General features: G+C 65.5%; 16 protein-coding genes. 6 read left to right on the forward strand and 10 right to left on the reverse strand.

The features are described 5' to 3' along the window. Window positions 1-213: 213 nt before the first annotated feature. On the reverse strand, window positions 214-429 hold the full coding sequence (locus HNE05_RS00420; protein ID WP_173210969.1) for a DUF1127 domain-containing protein: 216 nt from the start codon (window positions 427-429) through the stop codon (window positions 214-216). A gap of 402 nt (window positions 430-831) precedes the next feature. Here HNE05_RS00420 and HNE05_RS00425 point away from each other — a divergent pair, with 402 nt between their 5' ends. Beyond that, a complete protein-coding gene (locus tag HNE05_RS00425; RefSeq protein ID WP_173210971.1) occupies window positions 832-1,869 on the forward strand; it encodes a threonine aldolase family protein in 1,038 nt (345 codons plus the stop codon). 10 nt (window positions 1,870-1,879) lie between these two features. Here the strand turns inward: HNE05_RS00425 and HNE05_RS00430 are convergent, their stop codons facing one another. The 3 genes from HNE05_RS00430 to HNE05_RS00440 form a co-directional block, all read right to left on the reverse strand. Next, window positions 1,880-2,224, reverse strand: a complete 345-nt coding sequence (locus HNE05_RS00430; RefSeq protein WP_173210973.1) for a hypothetical protein — start codon at window positions 2,222-2,224, stop codon at window positions 1,880-1,882. 188 nt (window positions 2,225-2,412) lie between these two features. Continuing rightward, complete coding sequence (locus HNE05_RS00435; RefSeq protein ID WP_173210975.1) at window positions 2,413-3,522, reverse strand: polyamine ABC transporter substrate-binding protein; 1,110 nt, start codon at window positions 3,520-3,522, stop codon at window positions 2,413-2,415. Between the two features lie 24 nt (window positions 3,523-3,546). Beyond that, window positions 3,547-4,575, reverse strand: a complete 1,029-nt coding sequence (locus tag HNE05_RS00440) for a histone deacetylase family protein (protein ID WP_173210977.1) — start codon at window positions 4,573-4,575, stop codon at window positions 3,547-3,549. 206 nt (window positions 4,576-4,781) lie between these two features. Between HNE05_RS00440 and glsB the strand changes: the two genes are divergently transcribed. After that, complete coding sequence (gene glsB, locus HNE05_RS00445; protein ID WP_173210979.1) at window positions 4,782-5,705, forward strand: glutaminase B; 924 nt, start codon at window positions 4,782-4,784, stop codon at window positions 5,703-5,705. Between the two features lie 177 nt (window positions 5,706-5,882). On the opposite strand, the gene HNE05_RS00450 is transcribed toward glsB, so the two are convergent. The 3 genes from HNE05_RS00450 to HNE05_RS00460 form a co-directional block, all read right to left on the reverse strand. Next, a complete protein-coding gene (locus tag HNE05_RS00450; RefSeq protein ID WP_173210981.1) occupies window positions 5,883-6,875 on the reverse strand; it encodes an asparaginase in 993 nt (330 codons plus the stop codon). A 4-nt stretch (window positions 6,876-6,879) separates the two neighbouring features. Beyond that, entirely contained in the window at window positions 6,880-7,326 is a 447-nt protein-coding gene (locus tag HNE05_RS00455; RefSeq protein ID WP_173210983.1) for a GNAT family N-acetyltransferase, read from the reverse strand. Window positions 7,327-7,429: 103 nt separating this feature from the next. After that, complete coding sequence (locus HNE05_RS00460) at window positions 7,430-8,875, reverse strand: alanine/glycine:cation symporter family protein (RefSeq protein ID WP_173210985.1); 1,446 nt, start codon at window positions 8,873-8,875, stop codon at window positions 7,430-7,432. 162 nt (window positions 8,876-9,037) lie between these two features. On the opposite strand from HNE05_RS00460, the gene HNE05_RS00465 reads away from it, so the two are divergent. Then, window positions 9,038-9,850: a helix-turn-helix domain-containing protein gene (locus HNE05_RS00465; RefSeq protein WP_173210987.1), complete on the forward strand. Its 813-nt coding sequence runs from the start codon at window positions 9,038-9,040 to the stop codon at window positions 9,848-9,850. Window positions 9,851-9,926: 76 nt separating this feature from the next. Beyond that, window positions 9,927-10,634, forward strand: a complete 708-nt coding sequence (locus tag HNE05_RS00470; RefSeq protein ID WP_173210989.1) for a hypothetical protein — start codon at window positions 9,927-9,929, stop codon at window positions 10,632-10,634. Between the two features lie 185 nt (window positions 10,635-10,819). Here the strand turns inward: HNE05_RS00470 and HNE05_RS00475 are convergent, their stop codons facing one another. Next, window positions 10,820-12,244, reverse strand: a complete 1,425-nt coding sequence (locus HNE05_RS00475) for an aspartate ammonia-lyase (RefSeq protein WP_173210991.1) — start codon at window positions 12,242-12,244, stop codon at window positions 10,820-10,822. 306 nt (window positions 12,245-12,550) lie between these two features. Here HNE05_RS00475 and HNE05_RS00480 point away from each other — a divergent pair, with 306 nt between their 5' ends. Next, on the forward strand, window positions 12,551-13,456 hold the full coding sequence (locus tag HNE05_RS00480; protein ID WP_173210993.1) for a LysR substrate-binding domain-containing protein: 906 nt from the start codon (window positions 12,551-12,553) through the stop codon (window positions 13,454-13,456). Here the strand turns inward: HNE05_RS00480 and HNE05_RS00485 are convergent. Together HNE05_RS00485 and HNE05_RS00490 are read right to left on the reverse strand one after the other, a co-directional pair. After that, window positions 13,453-14,247 (reverse strand): acyl-CoA thioesterase, encoded by a 795-nt coding sequence (locus tag HNE05_RS00485; RefSeq protein ID WP_173210995.1) that lies wholly within the window; start codon window positions 14,245-14,247, stop codon window positions 13,453-13,455. The two genes, HNE05_RS00480 and HNE05_RS00485, sit on opposite strands and share 4 nt — an antisense overlap. Window positions 14,248-14,282: 35 nt before the next feature. Next, entirely contained in the window at window positions 14,283-15,104 is an 822-nt protein-coding gene (locus HNE05_RS00490; protein ID WP_173210997.1) for an alpha/beta hydrolase family protein, read from the reverse strand. Window positions 15,105-15,232: 128 nt separating this feature from the next. On the opposite strand from HNE05_RS00490, the gene HNE05_RS00495 reads away from it, so the two are divergent. Beyond that, window positions 15,233-16,255 (forward strand): GlxA family transcriptional regulator, encoded by a 1,023-nt coding sequence (locus HNE05_RS00495; protein ID WP_173210999.1) that lies wholly within the window; start codon window positions 15,233-15,235, stop codon window positions 16,253-16,255. Window positions 16,256-16,360: the final 105 nt, after the last annotated feature.

The following is a 16,360-nucleotide window of genomic DNA, read 5'->3' on the forward strand; positions in this document are numbered from 1 at the left end:
AGATCGTAAACCGGCTCTAACGAGCAAGTCCCCTGTGGGGAGCCGCAAGGCTCCCCTTTTTTATGCGCGGGTGCTGAGTAGGGCGGGTGCAACCCGCGACACGGGCAATGCGGGTTTCACCCGCCCTACTCAGCACCCAGCACCTAGCGCGCAGATCGCAGGTACAAAAAAGGGAAGCACTCGGCTTCCCTTTTGCGCGGTGACGCGTTCGACTCAGCGCCAGAACGGCTTACTGATCTCGGCGTGGCGCTGATAGAGGCTGATGCCGGCGTCGGCCAGCAGGCGCTCGTCCAGGCGGGCCAGTTGATGGCGACTGATGATGCGGCGCTTCCACAGCAGCAGGGTGGCGATGATCTGCAGCGGCAGGTGGCCACGTACGTTCGAGGAACTGTCTTGAAAGAGCGAGTCGGAACCGAGGGTACGTTCCATGGTGGAGCTTCCTTCCGCTTGTGGCGGGGTGAGAGAGTGTTCTGCTTGGGGTTAATTATCCTGACTGACTGGTCGATTTTGTAGGCACAGCTGGGGTGAATTGTCGGGCTATTAATTAGCCGGCTAGCTAACTGTTCTGGTTTTATTTGCCCAACTGTACGGGTCACCAGGTGAAAGTCCCGCGCTTGTCTGAGCAGCGTGATTTTTACCGGTGACTGGTGGCGTCTGCAGCAGATTCGTGGCGATACAGTTCTGCAGCCGATTGTGTTTGTGGCGATCTGTTTTTGTCGAAAAGCTGCCTGTGTCTGTCGCCCTTTCGGCGGCGCCGGCGGGCCTGTGCGGCGTAAAGTAGGCTGACCCGATCCGCCCTGCGCCGCGGCAGGGATGCACAAGGAAACCCGCATGACCGACCAGACACAACAATTCGCCAGCGACAACTATTCCGGCATCTGCCCGGAAGCCTGGGCCGCCATGGCCGAGGCCAACCAGGGCCACCAGCGTGCCTACGGCGAGGATCAGTGGACGGCGCGCGCCGCCGACCACTTCCGCCAACTGTTCGAGACCGATTGCGAAGTGTTCTTCGCCTTCAACGGCACGGCCGCCAACTCCCTGGCGCTGTCCAGCCTGTGCCAGAGCTACCACAGCGTGATCTGCTCGGAGACCGCCCACGTCGAGACCGACGAGTGCGGCGCCCCGGAGTTTTTCTCCAACGGCTCCAAGCTGCTCACCGCGCGCACCGAGCAGGGCAAGCTGACTCCCGAATCGATCCGCGAAGTGGCGCTCAAGCGTCAGGACATCCACTACCCGAAACCGCGGGTAGTGACCCTGACTCAGGCCACCGAGGTCGGCACCGTTTACAGCCCCGATGAAGTAAGGGCGATCAGCCAGGTGTGCAAGGAGCTCGGGCTCAACCTGCATATGGACGGTGCGCGTTTCTCCAACGCCTGTGCCTTCCTCGGCTGCAGCCCGGCCGAGCTGACCTGGCAGGCCGGCGTCGACGTGCTGTGCTTCGGCGGCACCAAGAACGGTATGGCGGTCGGCGAAGCCATCCTGTTCTTCAACAAGGCCCTGGCTGAAGACTTCGATTACCGCTGCAAGCAGGCCGGCCAGCTGGCCTCGAAGATGCGCTTCCTCTCCGCCCCCTGGGTCGGCCTGCTGCAGGACGACGCCTGGTTGCGCTACGCCCACCACGCCAACCGCTGCGCACGCCTGCTCGCCGAACTGGTAGCGGATGTGCCGGGCGTCAGCCTGATGTTCCCGGTGCAGGCCAACGGCGTGTTCCTGCAACTCAGCGAGCCGGCCATCGAACGCCTGCGCGCGTGGGGCTGGCGCTTCTACACCTTCATCGGCGCCGGTGGCGCGCGTTTCATGTGTTCCTGGGATACCGAGGAAACGCGGGTGCGTGAGTTGGCGGCGGATATTCGCAAGGCCATGGCCTGAGCATCGCGGCTTACTGCTGCTCGTCCGGCTGGGTTGGCGGCGCAGTTTCTGTTGCCGGGTCTTCCTGCTTTTCCTCGCACATGCCGTTGGCGCCCTGCTTGCCGGTGTAGGACACCGTTGGCGTGCCACTGGCAGTGAGGCTGACGGAGACGGTCATGCCTTCGCCCTTGGCCTCGAAGTACTGCTCACTGAACTTGTGCAGGGTGGCCTGCTGGTCGTTGATATACACCGGGCCACCGGCCTCGGCGCGCACGCTGACATCGGTCGGGCAGGTGACGTTGAACGCGGGCAGGTTGGCAGCACTGGCCGCCGTGCTGGCGGCGAGCAGGGTGGCAGCGATCAGCTGGTTTCTCATCGGATGGCTCCTGGCGTGGCAGTCGGCAATGGACGCCAGAGCCATGGCCGGCCGGCGGCGTTCCTGACTGTTCACCTAAGCAGCCGCTCTCGGGCTTGTCCAACGACTGCCAAGCTTGCCGATGAGCTGCAGGTCGAAATGCAGAACCGGCCCTGAGGCCGGTTCTATTTCAACTGTTGAGGCGCGGCTCAGTTACCCGTCTTGATCTTGCTCCACGCCCGGGTGCGCACGCGCTCGATCTTCTGCGGCAGCGGTTGCAGCACGTAGAGGGTCTTCTGCGCCTCGGCGGTTGGGGTCAGGTTGGGGTTGTCGCGGATCTCGGCGCCGACCAGTGGCGTGGCGGCCAGGTTGGGGTTGGGGTAGCCGAGGAAGTCGCTGATCGGTGCCACCACTTTCGGGTCGAGCAGGTTGTTGAGGAATTCATGGGCCTCGGCGACGTTCTTCGCGCTTTTCGGGATGGCGAAGGAGTCGTACCACAGCGGCGCGCCTTCCTTGGGCAGGCGCCAGTCGACCACCACGCCGTTGCCGGCTTCCTTGGCGCGGTTGGCGAACTGGTAGAAGCTGCCCGAGTAGCCGATGGCCACGCAGATGTCGCCGTTGGCGATGTCGGTCATGTACTTGGCCGAGTGGAAGTAGGCGACGTAGGGGCGGATCTTCAGCATCAGCTCGGCGGCCTTGTCGTAGTCGCCAGGCTGCGCGCTGTTCGGGTCCAGGCCGAGGTGGTGCAGGGCAATCGGCAGGATGTCGCCGGGCGAGTCGAGCATGGCCACGCCGCATTGCTTGAGCTTGCTGATGTTCTCTTCCTTGAAGATCAGATCCCAGCTGTCCACCGGGGCATTTTCGCCGAGCACGGCCTTGACCTTGGCCGGGTTGAAGCCGATCAGCACGGTGCCGTACATGTAGGGCACGGCGTACTGGTTGCCGGGGTCGTTGGCGGTCATCAGCTCAAGCAGGCCGGGGTCGAGGTTCTGCCAGTTGGGCAGCTTGCTCTTGTCCAGCTTCTGGAACACGCCGGCCTTGATCTGGGTGTCGAGGAAGGTGTTGGTCGGCACCACCAGGTCATAGCCGGAGTTGCCGGTGAGCAGCTTGGCTTCCAGCGATTCGTTGGTGTCGAACACGTCCCAGGTCAGCTGGATGCCGGTCTTCTGCTGAAATTCCTTGGGTACCGACGGCAGCATGTAGTCGGCCCAGTTGTACACGCGCAGCTCGCGCTGTTCTGCCGCTTGCGCCTGTCCCGCGCCGGTCAGCAGGGCGCTGCCGCAGAGGGTGATGCCGAACAGCTGTTGGAGTTTGTTCATTTTGTTCTCCTCATTGATGGCGCCTCAGGCGCCCTGGAAACCTTCGAGTACGTTGACCGCGTTGATGCCGATTTCCGCCACCGCGTAACCGCCCTCCATGACGAACAGGGTCGGCTTGCCGAGTTGGGCGATGCGCTGGCCCATGCGCAGGTAATCCGGGCTGTCGAGCTTGAAGCGCGAGATCGGGTCGTCCTTGTAGGTGTCGACGCCGAGGGACACCAACACAACGTCCGGCGCGTAGGCGGCGATGCGCTGGCAGGCGCTGTCCAGGGCCGCGCCCCAGACATCCCAGGCGCTACCGGCGGCCAGCGGCAGGTTGAGGTTGTAGCCCACGCCGGCGCCTGCGCCGGTCTCATCGGCATAGCCGAGAAAGTGCGGGTACTCGAAGCTCGGGCTGCCGTGGATATTGGCGACGAACACGTCGGCGCGCTCATAGAAGATCGACTGGGTGCCGTTGCCGTGGTGGTAGTCGACATCGAGGATGGCCACCCGCGCGGCGCCCTGGTCGAAAAAGGCCTGGGCGGCGATGGCCACGTTGTTCAGGTAGCAGTAACCGCCCATCACATCGCTGCTGGCGTGGTGGCCCGGCGGACGGCACAGGGCAAAGGCACTGCGCGCGCCGGCGGCGACTTCGCGCTGGGCGGTCAGGGCGACCTGGGCGGAGCTGTACACAGCCTGCCAGGTGCCGGCGGTGATCGGCGCGAAGCAGTCGAAGCTGTGGAAGCCGTACTGGCCGTAGAGGTCGTCCGGGCGCTTGGCGCGCATATGCCGGGCCGGGAACACGCCGGGCAGGAAGTCGGCGCTGTTGCCCTGGGCAGCCCAGCCGGCCCAGGCCTTTTGCAGGAACACCAGGTAATCGGCGCTGTGGATACGGGCGATTGGTGCCAGGCCGAATTCCTGCGGTGCGCGGATCTCGCCGAGCTGCTGCGCTTGCACACGGGCCAGCACATGGTCGGCGCGCGCCGGCATCTCGAAGCAGGGCTGGAGCTCGCCGCCGACCATCTCGCCCTGGGCGTGGTGCAGGCGGTGGTCGTCGCTGTAGATGGTCAGCATCTTGTGGTTCTCCTCATACTTGCTGGGCGCATTGTTGGCGCCGTGGCCGAGTCGGGAGAACGATAACCCCGGCCAACAAAGGGATAATTCCGGCCATTGTGGCGGGGAGCATGGCCACCAGGGGTTGGCCACGGCCAGCCCGGCACTGTGATTGCGCGTGGTCGGCGGGCGTCTATTTCGGCACCCGTACAGGCAAGAGGTCGAGCATGCAGGCGTTGTTGAACGAGATTCTGGATCAGGTCCGGCCGCTGCTCGGCCAGGGCCAGGTCGCCGACTATATTCCGGCGCTGGCCGAGGTGCCGGCCAACCAGCTGGGCATCGCCGTGTACGGCGTCGATGGCAGCCTGTTTACCGCCGGTGACGCCAGCACGGCGTTCTCCATCCAGAGCATTTCCAAGGTGTTCAGCCTGGTCCAGGCGATCCAGCATTCCGGCGAGGACATCTGGCAGCGCCTTGGCCACGAGCCTTCCGGCCAGCCGTTCAATTCGCTGGTGCAGCTGGAGTTCGAGCGCGGCCGGCCACGCAACCCGTTCATCAATGCCGGCGCTTTGGTGATCTGCGATATCAACGAGTCACGCTTCGCCGCCCCGGCGCTGTCGATGCGCGACTTCGCCCGGCGCCTGTCCGGCAACCTGCATGTGGTGGCGGACATGAAGGTGGCCGAGTCGGAATACCAGCACCGTGCGCGCAACGCTGCTGCGGCTTACCTGATGCAGGCCTTCGGCAATTTCCACAACGATGTCGAGACGGTGCTGCGCAGCTATTTCCACCACTGCGCGCTGGCGATGAACTGCGTCGACCTGGCGCGCGCCTGCGGCTTCCTGGCCAACCAGGGGCTGTGCACGCACAGCGGTGAACAGCTGCTGACGCCGCGGCAGACCCAGCAGGTCAACGCGATCATGGCCACCAGCGGCTTGTACGACGAGGCCGGCAACTTCGCCTACCGCGTCGGCCTGCCGGGCAAGAGCGGGGTCGGTGGCGGCATCGTCGCGGTGGTGCCGGGACGCTTCAGCGTGTGCGTGTGGTCACCGGAGCTGAACCCGGCCGGCAACTCGCTGGCCGGCATGGCGGCGCTGGAATTGCTCAGCGAACGGATCGGAGGGTCGGTGTTTTCACCGCTGAATCGGTGAATCGCTGAGTGCGACCTCTCTCGCGTTTGGGAGAGGGATCCCGAGAGAGGGTCAGGCAACGCCCCTCTCCCTAGCCCTCGGCTTGGGCTTCCTGCGTCGCTCTACCTCCTGCATCCATGCAGTCGTCTCCCATAAATGGGAGAGGGGACTGATCGCGGCAGGCCTGATGCCCTGTGCTTACTCGGCCAGCTCGCCGCACAGGTCGAGGGCGAACAGGCGCTCCACCTCGGCCTGTGGCAGGCCCGTACCGAGCAGGCTGAACAGCTTGCCCAGCGCCGCCTCGCGGCTCATGCCGCCGCCGCTGACCAGGCCGGTCTGCGCCAGGGCGCTGCCGGCGGCGTACACGCCGAACTCGACATGGCCTTGGGCGCACTGGCTGATCGCCGCCAGCACCACGCCGCGTGCATGGGCCTCGCGCAACGCGGCGAGAATCTCGGGGTTGTCCGACGGCCCGGTGCCACTGCCATAGCATTCCAGCAGCAGCGCCTCGGCACCGCTGGCCAGCACCGCACGCAGTTGCGCCGCGCTCAGACCGGGGAACAGCGGCTGCACGGCCAGCGCCACCGCGCGGCGCGGCTGGCGGTAGTGCAGGGCGCTCGGTAGTGCGTCGACGGCCTGGCCGTGGCGCGGCCGGCGGGTGTCCTGGAAGGCGTCGAAGGCCTCGCTTTTCAGCTTGCTGGCGCGTGCGCCGTGCAGCAGCTGGCCGTGGAAATACAGGTGCACGCCAGGCGCTACACCTTCGGCGAGCAGGGCCAGGGCGCCGAACAGGTTGGGCCAGGCATCGCTGCCGGGCACACCGGCGGGTTGCATCGAGCCGGTCAGCACCACCGGCACGTCGAGGCCGAGCAGCAGAAAGCTAAGAGCCGCCGCGCTGTAGGCCAGGGTGTCGGTGCCGTGCAGCAGCAGCACGGCATCGCAGCCGTCCTCGTCCACCGCGTGGACGATGGCATCGCGCATGGCCAGCCAGTTGGCCTGGGTCATGTTGGCGCTGTCCAGCGGCGGCAGCAGCTCGGCGAACTGCCAGGCCGGTGCCGGGCGCTCGGGGTGGGCGGCCTGTTCGGCGCGCAGGCGTGCTTCGAAGCCCGAGGCCGGGGCCAGCCCGGCGGCGCTCATCTGCATGCCGATGGTGCCGCCGGTATACAACACCAGCAGCTTTTGGGTCGGATTCATGGAGTCAACCAAACAAGTGACGGTATTGGATAAAGCCGGAGCGGCTGGCGATCCGGTCGTAGAGCAGGCGCGCCTGGGCGTTGTCTTCCTGGGTCAGCCAGTGCACGCGGCTGGCGCCGGCGGCCTGGGCGGCGGCATAGACATGCTCGATCAGCGCGCGGCCATGGCCACCGCCGCGCACGCCTTCGGCGACGAACAGGTCCTGCAGGTAGCAGTAGTCGCCGACCGTCCAGCAGGAGCGGTGGAAGATCCAGTGCACCAGGCCGATGGCCACGCCGTCCTGCCAGGCCAGCGCGGCGTGCATCGGCTCGCTGGCGTCGAGGAAGCGCTGCCAGGTCACGGCGCTGACTTCAGCCGGGATGTCGCTGTGGTAGAAGCGCTGATAGCCCTGCCACAGCGGCAGCCAGGCGGCGTGATCGGCGGCGGTGACGGGGCGAATTTCCAGGGACATCGGCGGCTCCTTGCGCGGGTTTTCGCTCGAGTGTAACGGCGAAACGGCGGCGATTGGGCAAGAAAAAGGGGGCCTAAGCCCCCTCATCCTTGAGTGCCCTGACTCAGCGCTGGTGCACGGCGTGAGCCAGCTCGGCACGGGCGTTGGCGCTTTCGCCCTGGGTCGGGGTCGGCCAGGCAGCCGGATCCAGGTCGAGGTCGGCATAGTCCTGCGGATTCAGTACTGGCGACTGCACGCCCGCCTTGATCTGCCGGTCGTAGTCGCGCATCAGGCGCAGGCCGGTCTTGAACAGCAGGGTCACGGCGGCCAGGTTGACCAGCGCCAGCAGGCCCATGGTCACGTCAGCGAAGGCGAACACGGTGGACAGGTCCTGCATCGAGCCCCACAGCACCAGGACGATCACCAGCACGCGGTAGACGATCAGCAGCGCAGGCTTCTCGCTGAAGAAACTCAGCGCGTTCTCGCCCAGGTAGTAGTTGTACACCAGGGTGGTGAAGACGAAGAGCAGCAGGGCGGTGCTGACGAACACGCGGCCCCACTCGCCGACTTCGGCGGCCAGGGCGGTCTGGGTCAGAACTACGCCGGCCAGGTTGCTGCCCGGCTCGTAGACGCCCGAGAGCAGGATGATCAGCGCGGTGCTGGTGCAGATCAGCAGGGTGTCGATGAACACGCTGAGCGACTGCACGATGCCCTGGGCGGCCGGGTGCTTGACCGCGGCCACGGCGGCGACGTTTGGCGCACTGCCCAGACCCGCTTCGTTGGAGAACAGGCCGCGCTTGACGCCCATGATGATGGCCGCGCCGATACCGCCGGCGAAGGCCGGCTCCAGGCCGAAGGCGCTCTTGACGATCAGGGTCAGTACAGCCGGCACTTCAGTGATATTCATGCCGATCACCACCAGCGCCATGGCGATGTAGGAGAAGGCCATGATCGGTACCAGCACGTCGGCGGTGCTGGCGATGCGCTTGATGCCGCCGAAGATGATCAGACCGATCACCGCCACCAGGGCCAGACCGCTGACATAGGTCGGCAGGCCGAAAGTGTCGTGCAGCGAAGTGGCCACGGTGTAGGACTGCACGGCGTTGAAGCCGAAGCCGAAGGTCACCAGCAGCAGGATCGAGAAGATCACCGCCAGCCAGCGCTGACCCAGGCCGTGCAGGATGTAGAAGGCCGGGCCGCCACGGTAGGTGCCATCCGGCTCGCTGCGCTTGTACAGCTGGGCCAGGGAGCATTCGAAGTAGCTGGTGGCCATGCCGAGCAGGGCGACCAGCCACATCCAGAAGATCGCACCGGGGCCGCCGAGCATGATGGCGACCGCCACACCGGCGATGTTGCCGGCGCCGACGCGGCCGGCCACGGAAAGCATCAGCGCCTGGAACGAGCTGAGCTGGCCCGGTTTGCGCTGGAAGGCTTCGGCGAAGATGCTGAACATGCTGCCGAAGTAACGGAACTGGACGAAACGCGAGGCGATGGTGAAGTACAGGCCGAGGCCGACCAGGGCGACGATGAGGACCTTGCTCCAGAGCAGGTCGTTAAGAAGATCGAGCATGATGAGGGTGTCTCTCTTGTTGTTCTGGATGGGCGAGGCCGCGCCACCGTGCGGCCCCCGAATGGTTGGCCAGGGGCGGCGTTGAGACAATTTCGCAGGTCGCGGCGAGTTGATGCGAGTTGATGCTAGAATCGCGTCACTCGCACCATCAGGAACCGCATCATGGCGGAGCATTTCGGCGACAACCTCAAGCTGCTGTGCAGCCACTACCGCTCGATTGCCGAGGTTTGCCGCAAGCTGGCGATCAATCGCGCCCAGTTCAACAAATACCTCAATGGCCAGAGCCGCCCGACGCCCTACAACCTCAAGCGCATCTGCGACTTTTTCGGGGTCGAGGAATACGAGCTGGGCCAGCCACCGGAGCAGTTCGCCCGCCTGATCGGTGCTCGTGGCACCACGCCAGGCAAGGTCAGCGAAGGCGATCCGCTGCTGGAGCTGCTGCAGCCGCTGCGCGACAACGCCGGCAACCTCAGTCGCTACTGCGGCTACTACTTCGAATACTCCAACTGCATGTCGGTGCCGGGGTTCATCCTGCTGTCGCTGGTGCACCTGCGCGAGGAGCGCGGCACCTTCCTGTTCGAGCGTCAGGAACGCCAGGAGCGCACGCGGGCCGGCGAGGCCGAGGACTGGGTGCGCTGCCGTTACCTGGGCGCAGCCTTCGCCCTGCAGGATCGGCTGTTCCTGCTGGACTACGAGTCGCTGACCGTCAACGAGATGAGCCAGACCATCCTCATCCCCAGCTTCAAGAGCCGCATCACCCGCCTCAACGGCCTGAAGACCGGCGTCTCCAGCGCCGACGGGCGCAACCCGGCCTGCACCCGGGTGGTCTGGGAATTTCTCGGGCCGGAGATCAACCGGGTCAACGCCTACCGGCAGATCATGCTGTACCGCCCGGACGACCCGCGTATCGATGCCGATATCCGCCAGCGCCTGACGGTGGAACCGCTGAAGAACGGCCTGTTCGAGATCGAGTAGGCTCGGCGAATCTATTGCAGCGGCCGAGGTCGAACGGCGACCCAAGTCCGCCATGATCATCACGGAGCGATACCACGTGCGCCACCTTCTCGCAGCCAGGACGCCGCGGGCGATCCTGCGGCTCAGCGCTACTTTGTTGGTCGGTCTGACCCTGGCCGGTTGCGGCAGTCTGTCGGGCAAGGGCTACCTGTTCACCGAGAACAGCCAGCCACTGCAGCTGACGGATGACGTGGTGCTCAAACAGGGGCACATGCGTCTGCAGTTTGCCCCGGACCCCTGGCTGGTCGGTCGGCTCAAGCTGCATGACGCCACGTCCGGTTTCAGCGCCTGGGTAACGGCGGGTGACTATGCCGGCAACTCGTTCTTCATCGACAGCACGGACAGTGGCCTGGCCTACGACATCCAGGCCCGCTGGCGCGAAGTGCAGGCGGAGACCAGTGAGCGCAATGCTCATGAGAGTTGTAGCACTGCCGGTTTCTGCAGCAAGAGCGTGCAGCGTCTGGATTGTGGCCGCAGGAGTTATCGGCAAGGGACGGAGCGTTACGAGGAGCACGAGGACGACGACAACTGCGAGGAGGAGTCCGCCGTCGTGCGCGATCACTTCCCCGATTGCCCCGGCTTTCGCCAGTCGCGCAAGCGCTACCAGGTGTTCAAGCTGATGGTCACCCTCGACTTCCTCGAACCCTATGCGCAGAAGGAGCCGGTCGCGGTATTCGACGGCGAATCGCAGTACCGCGAGCGTCTGCTGGGAACCCTTGAAGAAGGCGAGTGCCTGGTGCAATGAGTGGGTGCGCCGCGTGTAGCCCGGATGCAATCCGGGACCTGGAGCTGCCTGTTTTTCCCGGATTGCATCCGGGCTACGGCTACAGGTTTGCTGAGTGCTTTCGCCAGACAAAAAAAGGGATGGCCGAAGCCATCCCTGAAGGCAAGAGGCGAGGGGGCCTCTCGGTCGATGTTTGCAGCGAATACTCAGGCTTTGAGCGGCACCAGGCGCGGGGCGATCATGTTTTCCGGACGCAGGATGTCGGCCAGGGTGGCGTCGTCCAGCAGCTTCTCCTCGCGCACCAGTTCCAGCACGCCACGGCCGGTGTCCAGCGCCACCTTGGCGATGCGCGTGGCGTTCTCGTAGCCGATGTAGGGGTTGAGTGCGGTGACCAGGCCGATGGAGTTTTCCATCAGCGCGCGGCAATGCGCTTCGTTGGCGGTGATGCCGTCGATGCACAGCTCGCGCAACATATCCATGGAGCGGGTCAGCAGGCGGATCGAGTCGAGGATCTTGTAGGCGATCAGCGGCTCCATCACGTTCAGCTGCAGCTGGCCACCTTCGGCGGCGATGGTCAGGGCCAGGTCGTTGCCGATCACTTCGAAGGCCACCTGGTTGACCGCTTCCGGAATCACCGGATTGACCTTACCCGGCATGATCGAGCTGCCCGGCTGACGCGCCGGCAGGTTGATCTCGTTGATCCCGGTGCGCGGGCCGCTGGAGAGCAGGCGCAGGTCGTTGCAGATCTTCGACAGCTTGACCGCGGTGCGCTTGAGCATGCCGGAGAACAGCACGAAGGCGCCCATGTCCGAGGTGGCTTCGATCAGGTCGGCGGCCGGCTTGACCGGGTGGCCGCTGATGATCGCCAGGCGCTCGACGGCCAGGTGCTGGTAGGCCGGGTCGGCGTTGATCCCGGTGCCGATCGCCGTGCCGCCCAGGTTGACCTCGGTGAGCAGGGCCGGGGCGAGCATCTTCAGGTGCTGCAGGTCTTCGCCGAGGGTCACGGCGAAGGCGCGGAACTCCTGGCCGAGGGTCATCGGCACGGCGTCCTGCAGCTGGGTGCGGCCCATCTTGAGGATGTGGCCGAACTCCAGGCCCTTGGCGGCGAACGACTGGATCAGCTTGTCCAGCGCGGTGAGCAGGAAGTCATGGCCAAGCAGTAGGCCGACGCGGATGGCGGTGGGGTAGGCGTCGTTGGTCGACTGCGCCATGTTCACGTCGTTGTTCGGGTGCAGGTACTGGTACTCGCCCTTCTCGTGGCCCATGGCTTCCAGGGCGATGTTGGCGATCACCTCGTTGGCGTTCATGTTGGTCGAGGTGCCGGCGCCGCCCTGGATCATGTCGACCACGAACTGCTCGTGGAACTCGCCCTGGATGATGCGCGCACAGGCTGTGCTGATCGCGGTGTGCTTGGCGGCGGACAGGTGGCCCAGCTCGCGGTTGGCGTCGGCGGCGGCCTGCTTGACCATGGCCAGGGCGACTACCAGTTTCGGGTAGTGCGACAGCGGTACACCGGAAAGACGAAAATTCTGCACAGCACGCAGGGTCTGGATGCCGTAATAGGCCTCGGCCGGGACTTCCAGTTTGCCGAGCAGGTCTTTTTCGACGCGGGTGGATGCAGCAGCGGACATGATGAGATTTATCTCTGGTAGATACGGCGAGTGCCGCGATGCCCAATAGACTAGGCCTGAGTCCGTTTGTCGGCTAATGCTGTTAAACGCTATGGTATGCATAATCGGCATAATGTCGCGGTGACCCAGGGTGGATGTCGCGCGTGCATAATTTCAAACGACTGCCTGGGTTAAAAATGCGCTGATCGTTCCCACGCTCCGCGTGGGAATGCAGCCTCAGGCGCTCCGCGCCTGAGTGACGCTCCCACGCAGAGCGTGGGAGCTATCGAAACATTTCCCGGATTGCAGCCGGGCTACGGAGATTCGATGAACCTGGAAACCAAGTGGCTGGAAGACTTCGTCACCCTGGCGGCCACCCGCAGCTTTTCCCAGGCGGCGGAGAAGCGCTTCGTCACCCAGCCGGCTTTCAGCCGTCGTATCCGCAGCCTGGAGGCGGCGCTGGGGCTGACCCTGGTCAACCGTTCGCGTACGCCGGTGGAGCTGACCGAGTCCGGCCAGCTGTTCCTGGTCACGGCGCGCAGCATGGTCGAGCAACTCGGCGAGGTGGTGCGCCACCTGCACAACGTCGAGGGCCAGCAGGGCGAAGTGCTGCAGATTGCCGCGGCGCATTCGCTGACCTTGGGCTTCTTTCCGGAATGGATCGCTCGCCTGCGCCGCGAGGGTCTGCCGCTGAACACCCGGCTGGTGGCGAGCAACGTCGGCGAGGCGATTCACGCCCTGCGCGAAGGCGCCTGCGACCTGATCCTCGCTTACTACGATCCGGACGCCGCGCTGCAGCTGGCGCCGGAAATCTTCCCCTCGTTGCACCTGGGCGCCACCTCGATGTTGCCGGTGTGCGCGGTGGACGAGGCCGGCGCGCCGCTGTTCGACCTCGACAGCGGGCAGAGCGTGCCGCTGCTGGCCTACAGCGCCGGTGCCTTCCTCGGTCGCTCGGTCAACCTGCTGCTGCGCCAGCGCGCCCTGCGCTCCAGCACGGTGTACGAAACAGCGATGGCCGACAGCCTGAAGAGCATGGCCATGCAGGGCCTGGGCGTGGCCTGGGTGCCGCGCCTGTCGGTGACCGCCGAACTGGCCCGCGGCGAGCTGACCATCTGTGGCGGCGAGCACTGGCAGGTGCCGCTGGAGATTCGCCTGTACCGCTGCGAGCTGTCACGCAAGGCGGCGGTGCGTCTGCTTTGGCGCAAGCTGGCAGGCGGCCTGGGCGCGGGTTAGGCAAAGACGCTGACGGTCTGGCGACTGATCAGCGCTGCGTTCCCGTGCTTGTTCCACACTGTGGCGTCTATGTGGCTGTAACCGTTGGCCGCGTGTTGGATGTCGGCCAGGTACTGCCACCAGTCGCCGGCCGCGCAGTCGTCCGAAGCGTCGGCGAAGCTGACGGTCCAGCTCAGCGAGCTACCGGCCGCCGGAGCCTTGAGCAGGCTGAACACCGCCGGTGGCCAGGCGTCCAGTAGGCACAGTAGTTCGGCCACGCTGGTGGCTTGCGCGCCGGGGTCGCGCAAGCGGATCCAGCCGCCCATGCGTGTCTCCTGGCCGCCCATGAAGGGCATCTTGCCGACCGCGTAGCGATAGTCGAAGTGCTGGGTGAAGTCCGGCGTCAGGCCGGCGATGAAGGGGAAGGGCGACACCGTCTCGGGGGCCCGGAACGCCGGTGCGGGCAGCGCACCCACGCTCACCGCCGAACTGCGATCGCCGCCGAAGCTCGCCAGCATCACGGCACACACTTGATCTTGCTGCACCGCCGTAGCCTGGATCTGGGTTGCCGCTTTGCCCTCGCGCAGCACCTCGATTTGTACGTCCAGAATGCCAGGGGCCACGGGCGCGACGAAGGACAACATGAGTGAGCGCACCGCTCGCCCGGCGGCGACCTGTGGTTGGATCTTGTCGAACAGGCAGGCGGCCAGCAGCCCGCCGAAGGTGGCGCGGCCCTGGCCCCAGTGTTGCGGAATCTGTATCTGGGTGGGTGATGCATCACAGGCGGCGCGCAGCATTTCTTCGAAGGCCATGATTGATCCTCTGGTCCTGGGGGTTGTGAAGGGGCTCAGGCGTGGCTGGCCAGATGCGTGTCGAGGAAGGCGGTCACCCGCTGGGCATAGTCCTGCGGCTGCGCCGCGTAGGCCAGGGTGTGCTTGGCGCCCGGCACCTGCCAGAACTCGGTATGGGTGGCGCGGGCGAGCGCCTGGTGCAGTTGCTGGCCATCGCGCACGGGGGTGTAGGGGTCATCTTCGCCGTAGATCATCAGCACGGGCGGCTGTCCCACCAGATGGGCTGCTGCATGGAGCGGGCGCAGGCGGCGTTCTCCCGCGGGATACAACAGCGTGCTCAGTTGGATGCCGAGTCGGGGAATGGGATAGCGGCGCCAGAAGTGCAGCAGTGTCGGAAAGGCCGCTTCGAGGATTGCCACCTTGAACGGGTGTCCCGGCTGGGCCAGGGCACACAGGCTCATGGCCGCGCCCATGGAAGCACCGGCCACCGCCACCGGCAGGTCCGGGTAGCGGGCCTGCAGCGCCTGGCCGGCGGCCAGCACATCCAGGGGGTAGTCCATGGTTGTGGAGCTGCTCTCGCCGAAGCCGTTGAGGTCGAACAGCATCACGTGATAGCCGGCTTCGCGCAGCATTTCGGCGTGGCCCTGCTTCAGCCAGAAGCCCTTGGCCACCGTGCCCATGGGGTGGGCCAGCAGGATCGCGCCCTTGGCCTCGGGTGCATGGCTGTTGGCCAGAAGGGCCGACAGGCGCGCGCCGGAGCTGCTGTCGATGGTCAGGCGTTGCCAGGGCTGCGGATCGATCTGCTCGGGCCAGCGCCAGGGGCGCATGAAACGGCCGAAGAAGGGTTTTTTGAATAGCCGATAGGCTGTATTTTTCATCGCCGCGTTTCCTTTGCTCACCGGGGCATCATCCCCATGCGGTGCATGCTAGGTGGCGCGGGGCGGCGCCAACATGGGTGAAATTGACGGAAAGCGTGCGAGATTCGCGTGGGACGAGGGAGTGTGAGATGAGAGTGACCGTTTTGATGGCTGAGCGCTGCTCGGCTACCAGTGTTTCTGCGGCCATGGAGTTCCTCGAGTGCGCCAATGTGCTGCAGCGGCTTGCCACCGGCGCCGAGCCCTTCGAGGTGCAGAGCGCGTCCATCGACGGCGGGCCCGTCAGCTGCACGGGAGGCCTGCGCCTGACCCCGCAGAAGGCCCTAGCCGAGATTGAGGAGACCGACCTGATCATAGTGCCGGGCTTCATGTTCAACATCCTCACGGTATTGCCAGAGCTGGAGCCGGTATACGCCTGGCTGCGTCACCACCACGGGCGCAACAGCTACATCGCCAGCATGTGCACCGGCACCTTCGTCACCGCCCAGGCCGGCCTGCTGGAGGGCAAGCGCGCCACCACCCACTGGATCTTCAGCGAGCAGTTCGCCCGGCGTTTCCCCCGGGTGCGGCTGCAGGCCGAGCGCACTGTGACCGATGACGGCCTGCTGCTCTGCTCGGCTGGCTCGACCACCGGCAGCGACCTGCTGCTGCACATCATCCGCCGCTTCGCCTCGCCCCAGCTGGCGGCCGAATGCTCGAAGAAGCTGCTGGTCGACAGTGCCGAGCGCCTGCAGACCCCCTACATGAGCGACCACTTCAACAAGAGCCATCAGGATCGCGACATCCTCAAGGTGCAGGTCTGGCTGGAGAAACACCTGGCCCAGCCCATCGACCTGGAGCAGGTGGCCGAGCGCTTCGCCCTCAGCCAGCGCAACCTGATCCGCCGTTTCAAGGAGGCCACCGGCCTGACGCCAGGGCAGTATCTGCAGAACCTGCGCATCGACCGGGCCAAGCACCTGCTGGAGGGGGGGCAGGAGAACTTCGACCGCATCACCGAGCAGGTTGGCTACGAGGACGGCAGCTCCTTCCGCCGCCTGTTCAAGCAGCGGGTGGGCATCTCGCCGGGGGCCTACAGAAGCCGCTTCAACAGCCAGCGCCAAGCAGGCGCTGCTCCAGGGCCTGGCGCCTGGCCAACTGGCGGCGCAGGGCGCTGACTTCGTGGGCCTGCCCCCTGGCTGCAATCAGCGTGCTTCGGGGAGCGAGGCGGTGCTGACCAGGGGACAGAAACTCAACTGATAACAAACCTCGAAGGCGGCGCG

The sequence above is a fragment of the Pseudomonas campi genome (assembly GCF_013200955.2).
GTDB classification, from domain to species: Bacteria; Pseudomonadota; Gammaproteobacteria; order Pseudomonadales; family Pseudomonadaceae; genus Aquipseudomonas; species Aquipseudomonas campi.

Excerpts from the sequence above, each read along its gene's own strand:
- HNE05_RS00455 (WP_173210983.1), bottom strand. The coding sequence starts at position 7,326 with ATGTCCCTGGAAATTCGCCCCGTCACCGCCGCCGATCACGCCGCCTGG.
- HNE05_RS00435 (WP_173210975.1), bottom strand. The coding sequence starts at position 3,522 with ATGAACAAACTCCAACAGCTGTTCGGCATCACCCTCTGCGGCAGCGCC.
- HNE05_RS00465 (WP_173210987.1), top strand. The coding sequence starts at position 9,038 with ATGGCGGAGCATTTCGGCGACAACCTCAAGCTGCTGTGCAGCCACTAC.
- HNE05_RS00475 (WP_173210991.1), bottom strand. The coding sequence starts at position 12,244 with ATGTCCGCTGCTGCATCCACCCGCGTCGAAAAAGACCTGCTCGGCAAA.
- HNE05_RS00425 (WP_173210971.1), top strand. The coding sequence starts at position 832 with ATGACCGACCAGACACAACAATTCGCCAGCGACAACTATTCCGGCATC.
- HNE05_RS00490 (WP_173210997.1), bottom strand. The coding sequence starts at position 15,104 with ATGAAAAATACAGCCTATCGGCTATTCAAAAAACCCTTCTTCGGCCGT.
- glsB (WP_173210979.1), top strand. The coding sequence starts at position 4,782 with ATGCAGGCGTTGTTGAACGAGATTCTGGATCAGGTCCGGCCGCTGCTC.
- HNE05_RS00485 (WP_173210995.1), bottom strand. The coding sequence starts at position 14,247 with ATGGCCTTCGAAGAAATGCTGCGCGCCGCCTGTGATGCATCACCCACC.
- HNE05_RS00480 (WP_173210993.1), top strand. The coding sequence starts at position 12,551 with ATGAACCTGGAAACCAAGTGGCTGGAAGACTTCGTCACCCTGGCGGCC.
- HNE05_RS00450 (WP_173210981.1), bottom strand. The coding sequence starts at position 6,875 with ATGAATCCGACCCAAAAGCTGCTGGTGTTGTATACCGGCGGCACCATC.
- HNE05_RS00495 (WP_173210999.1), top strand. The coding sequence starts at position 15,233 with ATGAGAGTGACCGTTTTGATGGCTGAGCGCTGCTCGGCTACCAGTGTT.
- HNE05_RS00440 (WP_173210977.1), bottom strand. The coding sequence starts at position 4,575 with ATGCTGACCATCTACAGCGACGACCACCGCCTGCACCACGCCCAGGGC.
- HNE05_RS00460 (WP_173210985.1), bottom strand. The coding sequence starts at position 8,875 with ATGCTCGATCTTCTTAACGACCTGCTCTGGAGCAAGGTCCTCATCGTC.
- HNE05_RS00420 (WP_173210969.1), bottom strand. The coding sequence starts at position 429 with ATGGAACGTACCCTCGGTTCCGACTCGCTCTTTCAAGACAGTTCCTCG.
- HNE05_RS00430 (WP_173210973.1), bottom strand. The coding sequence starts at position 2,224 with ATGAGAAACCAGCTGATCGCTGCCACCCTGCTCGCCGCCAGCACGGCG.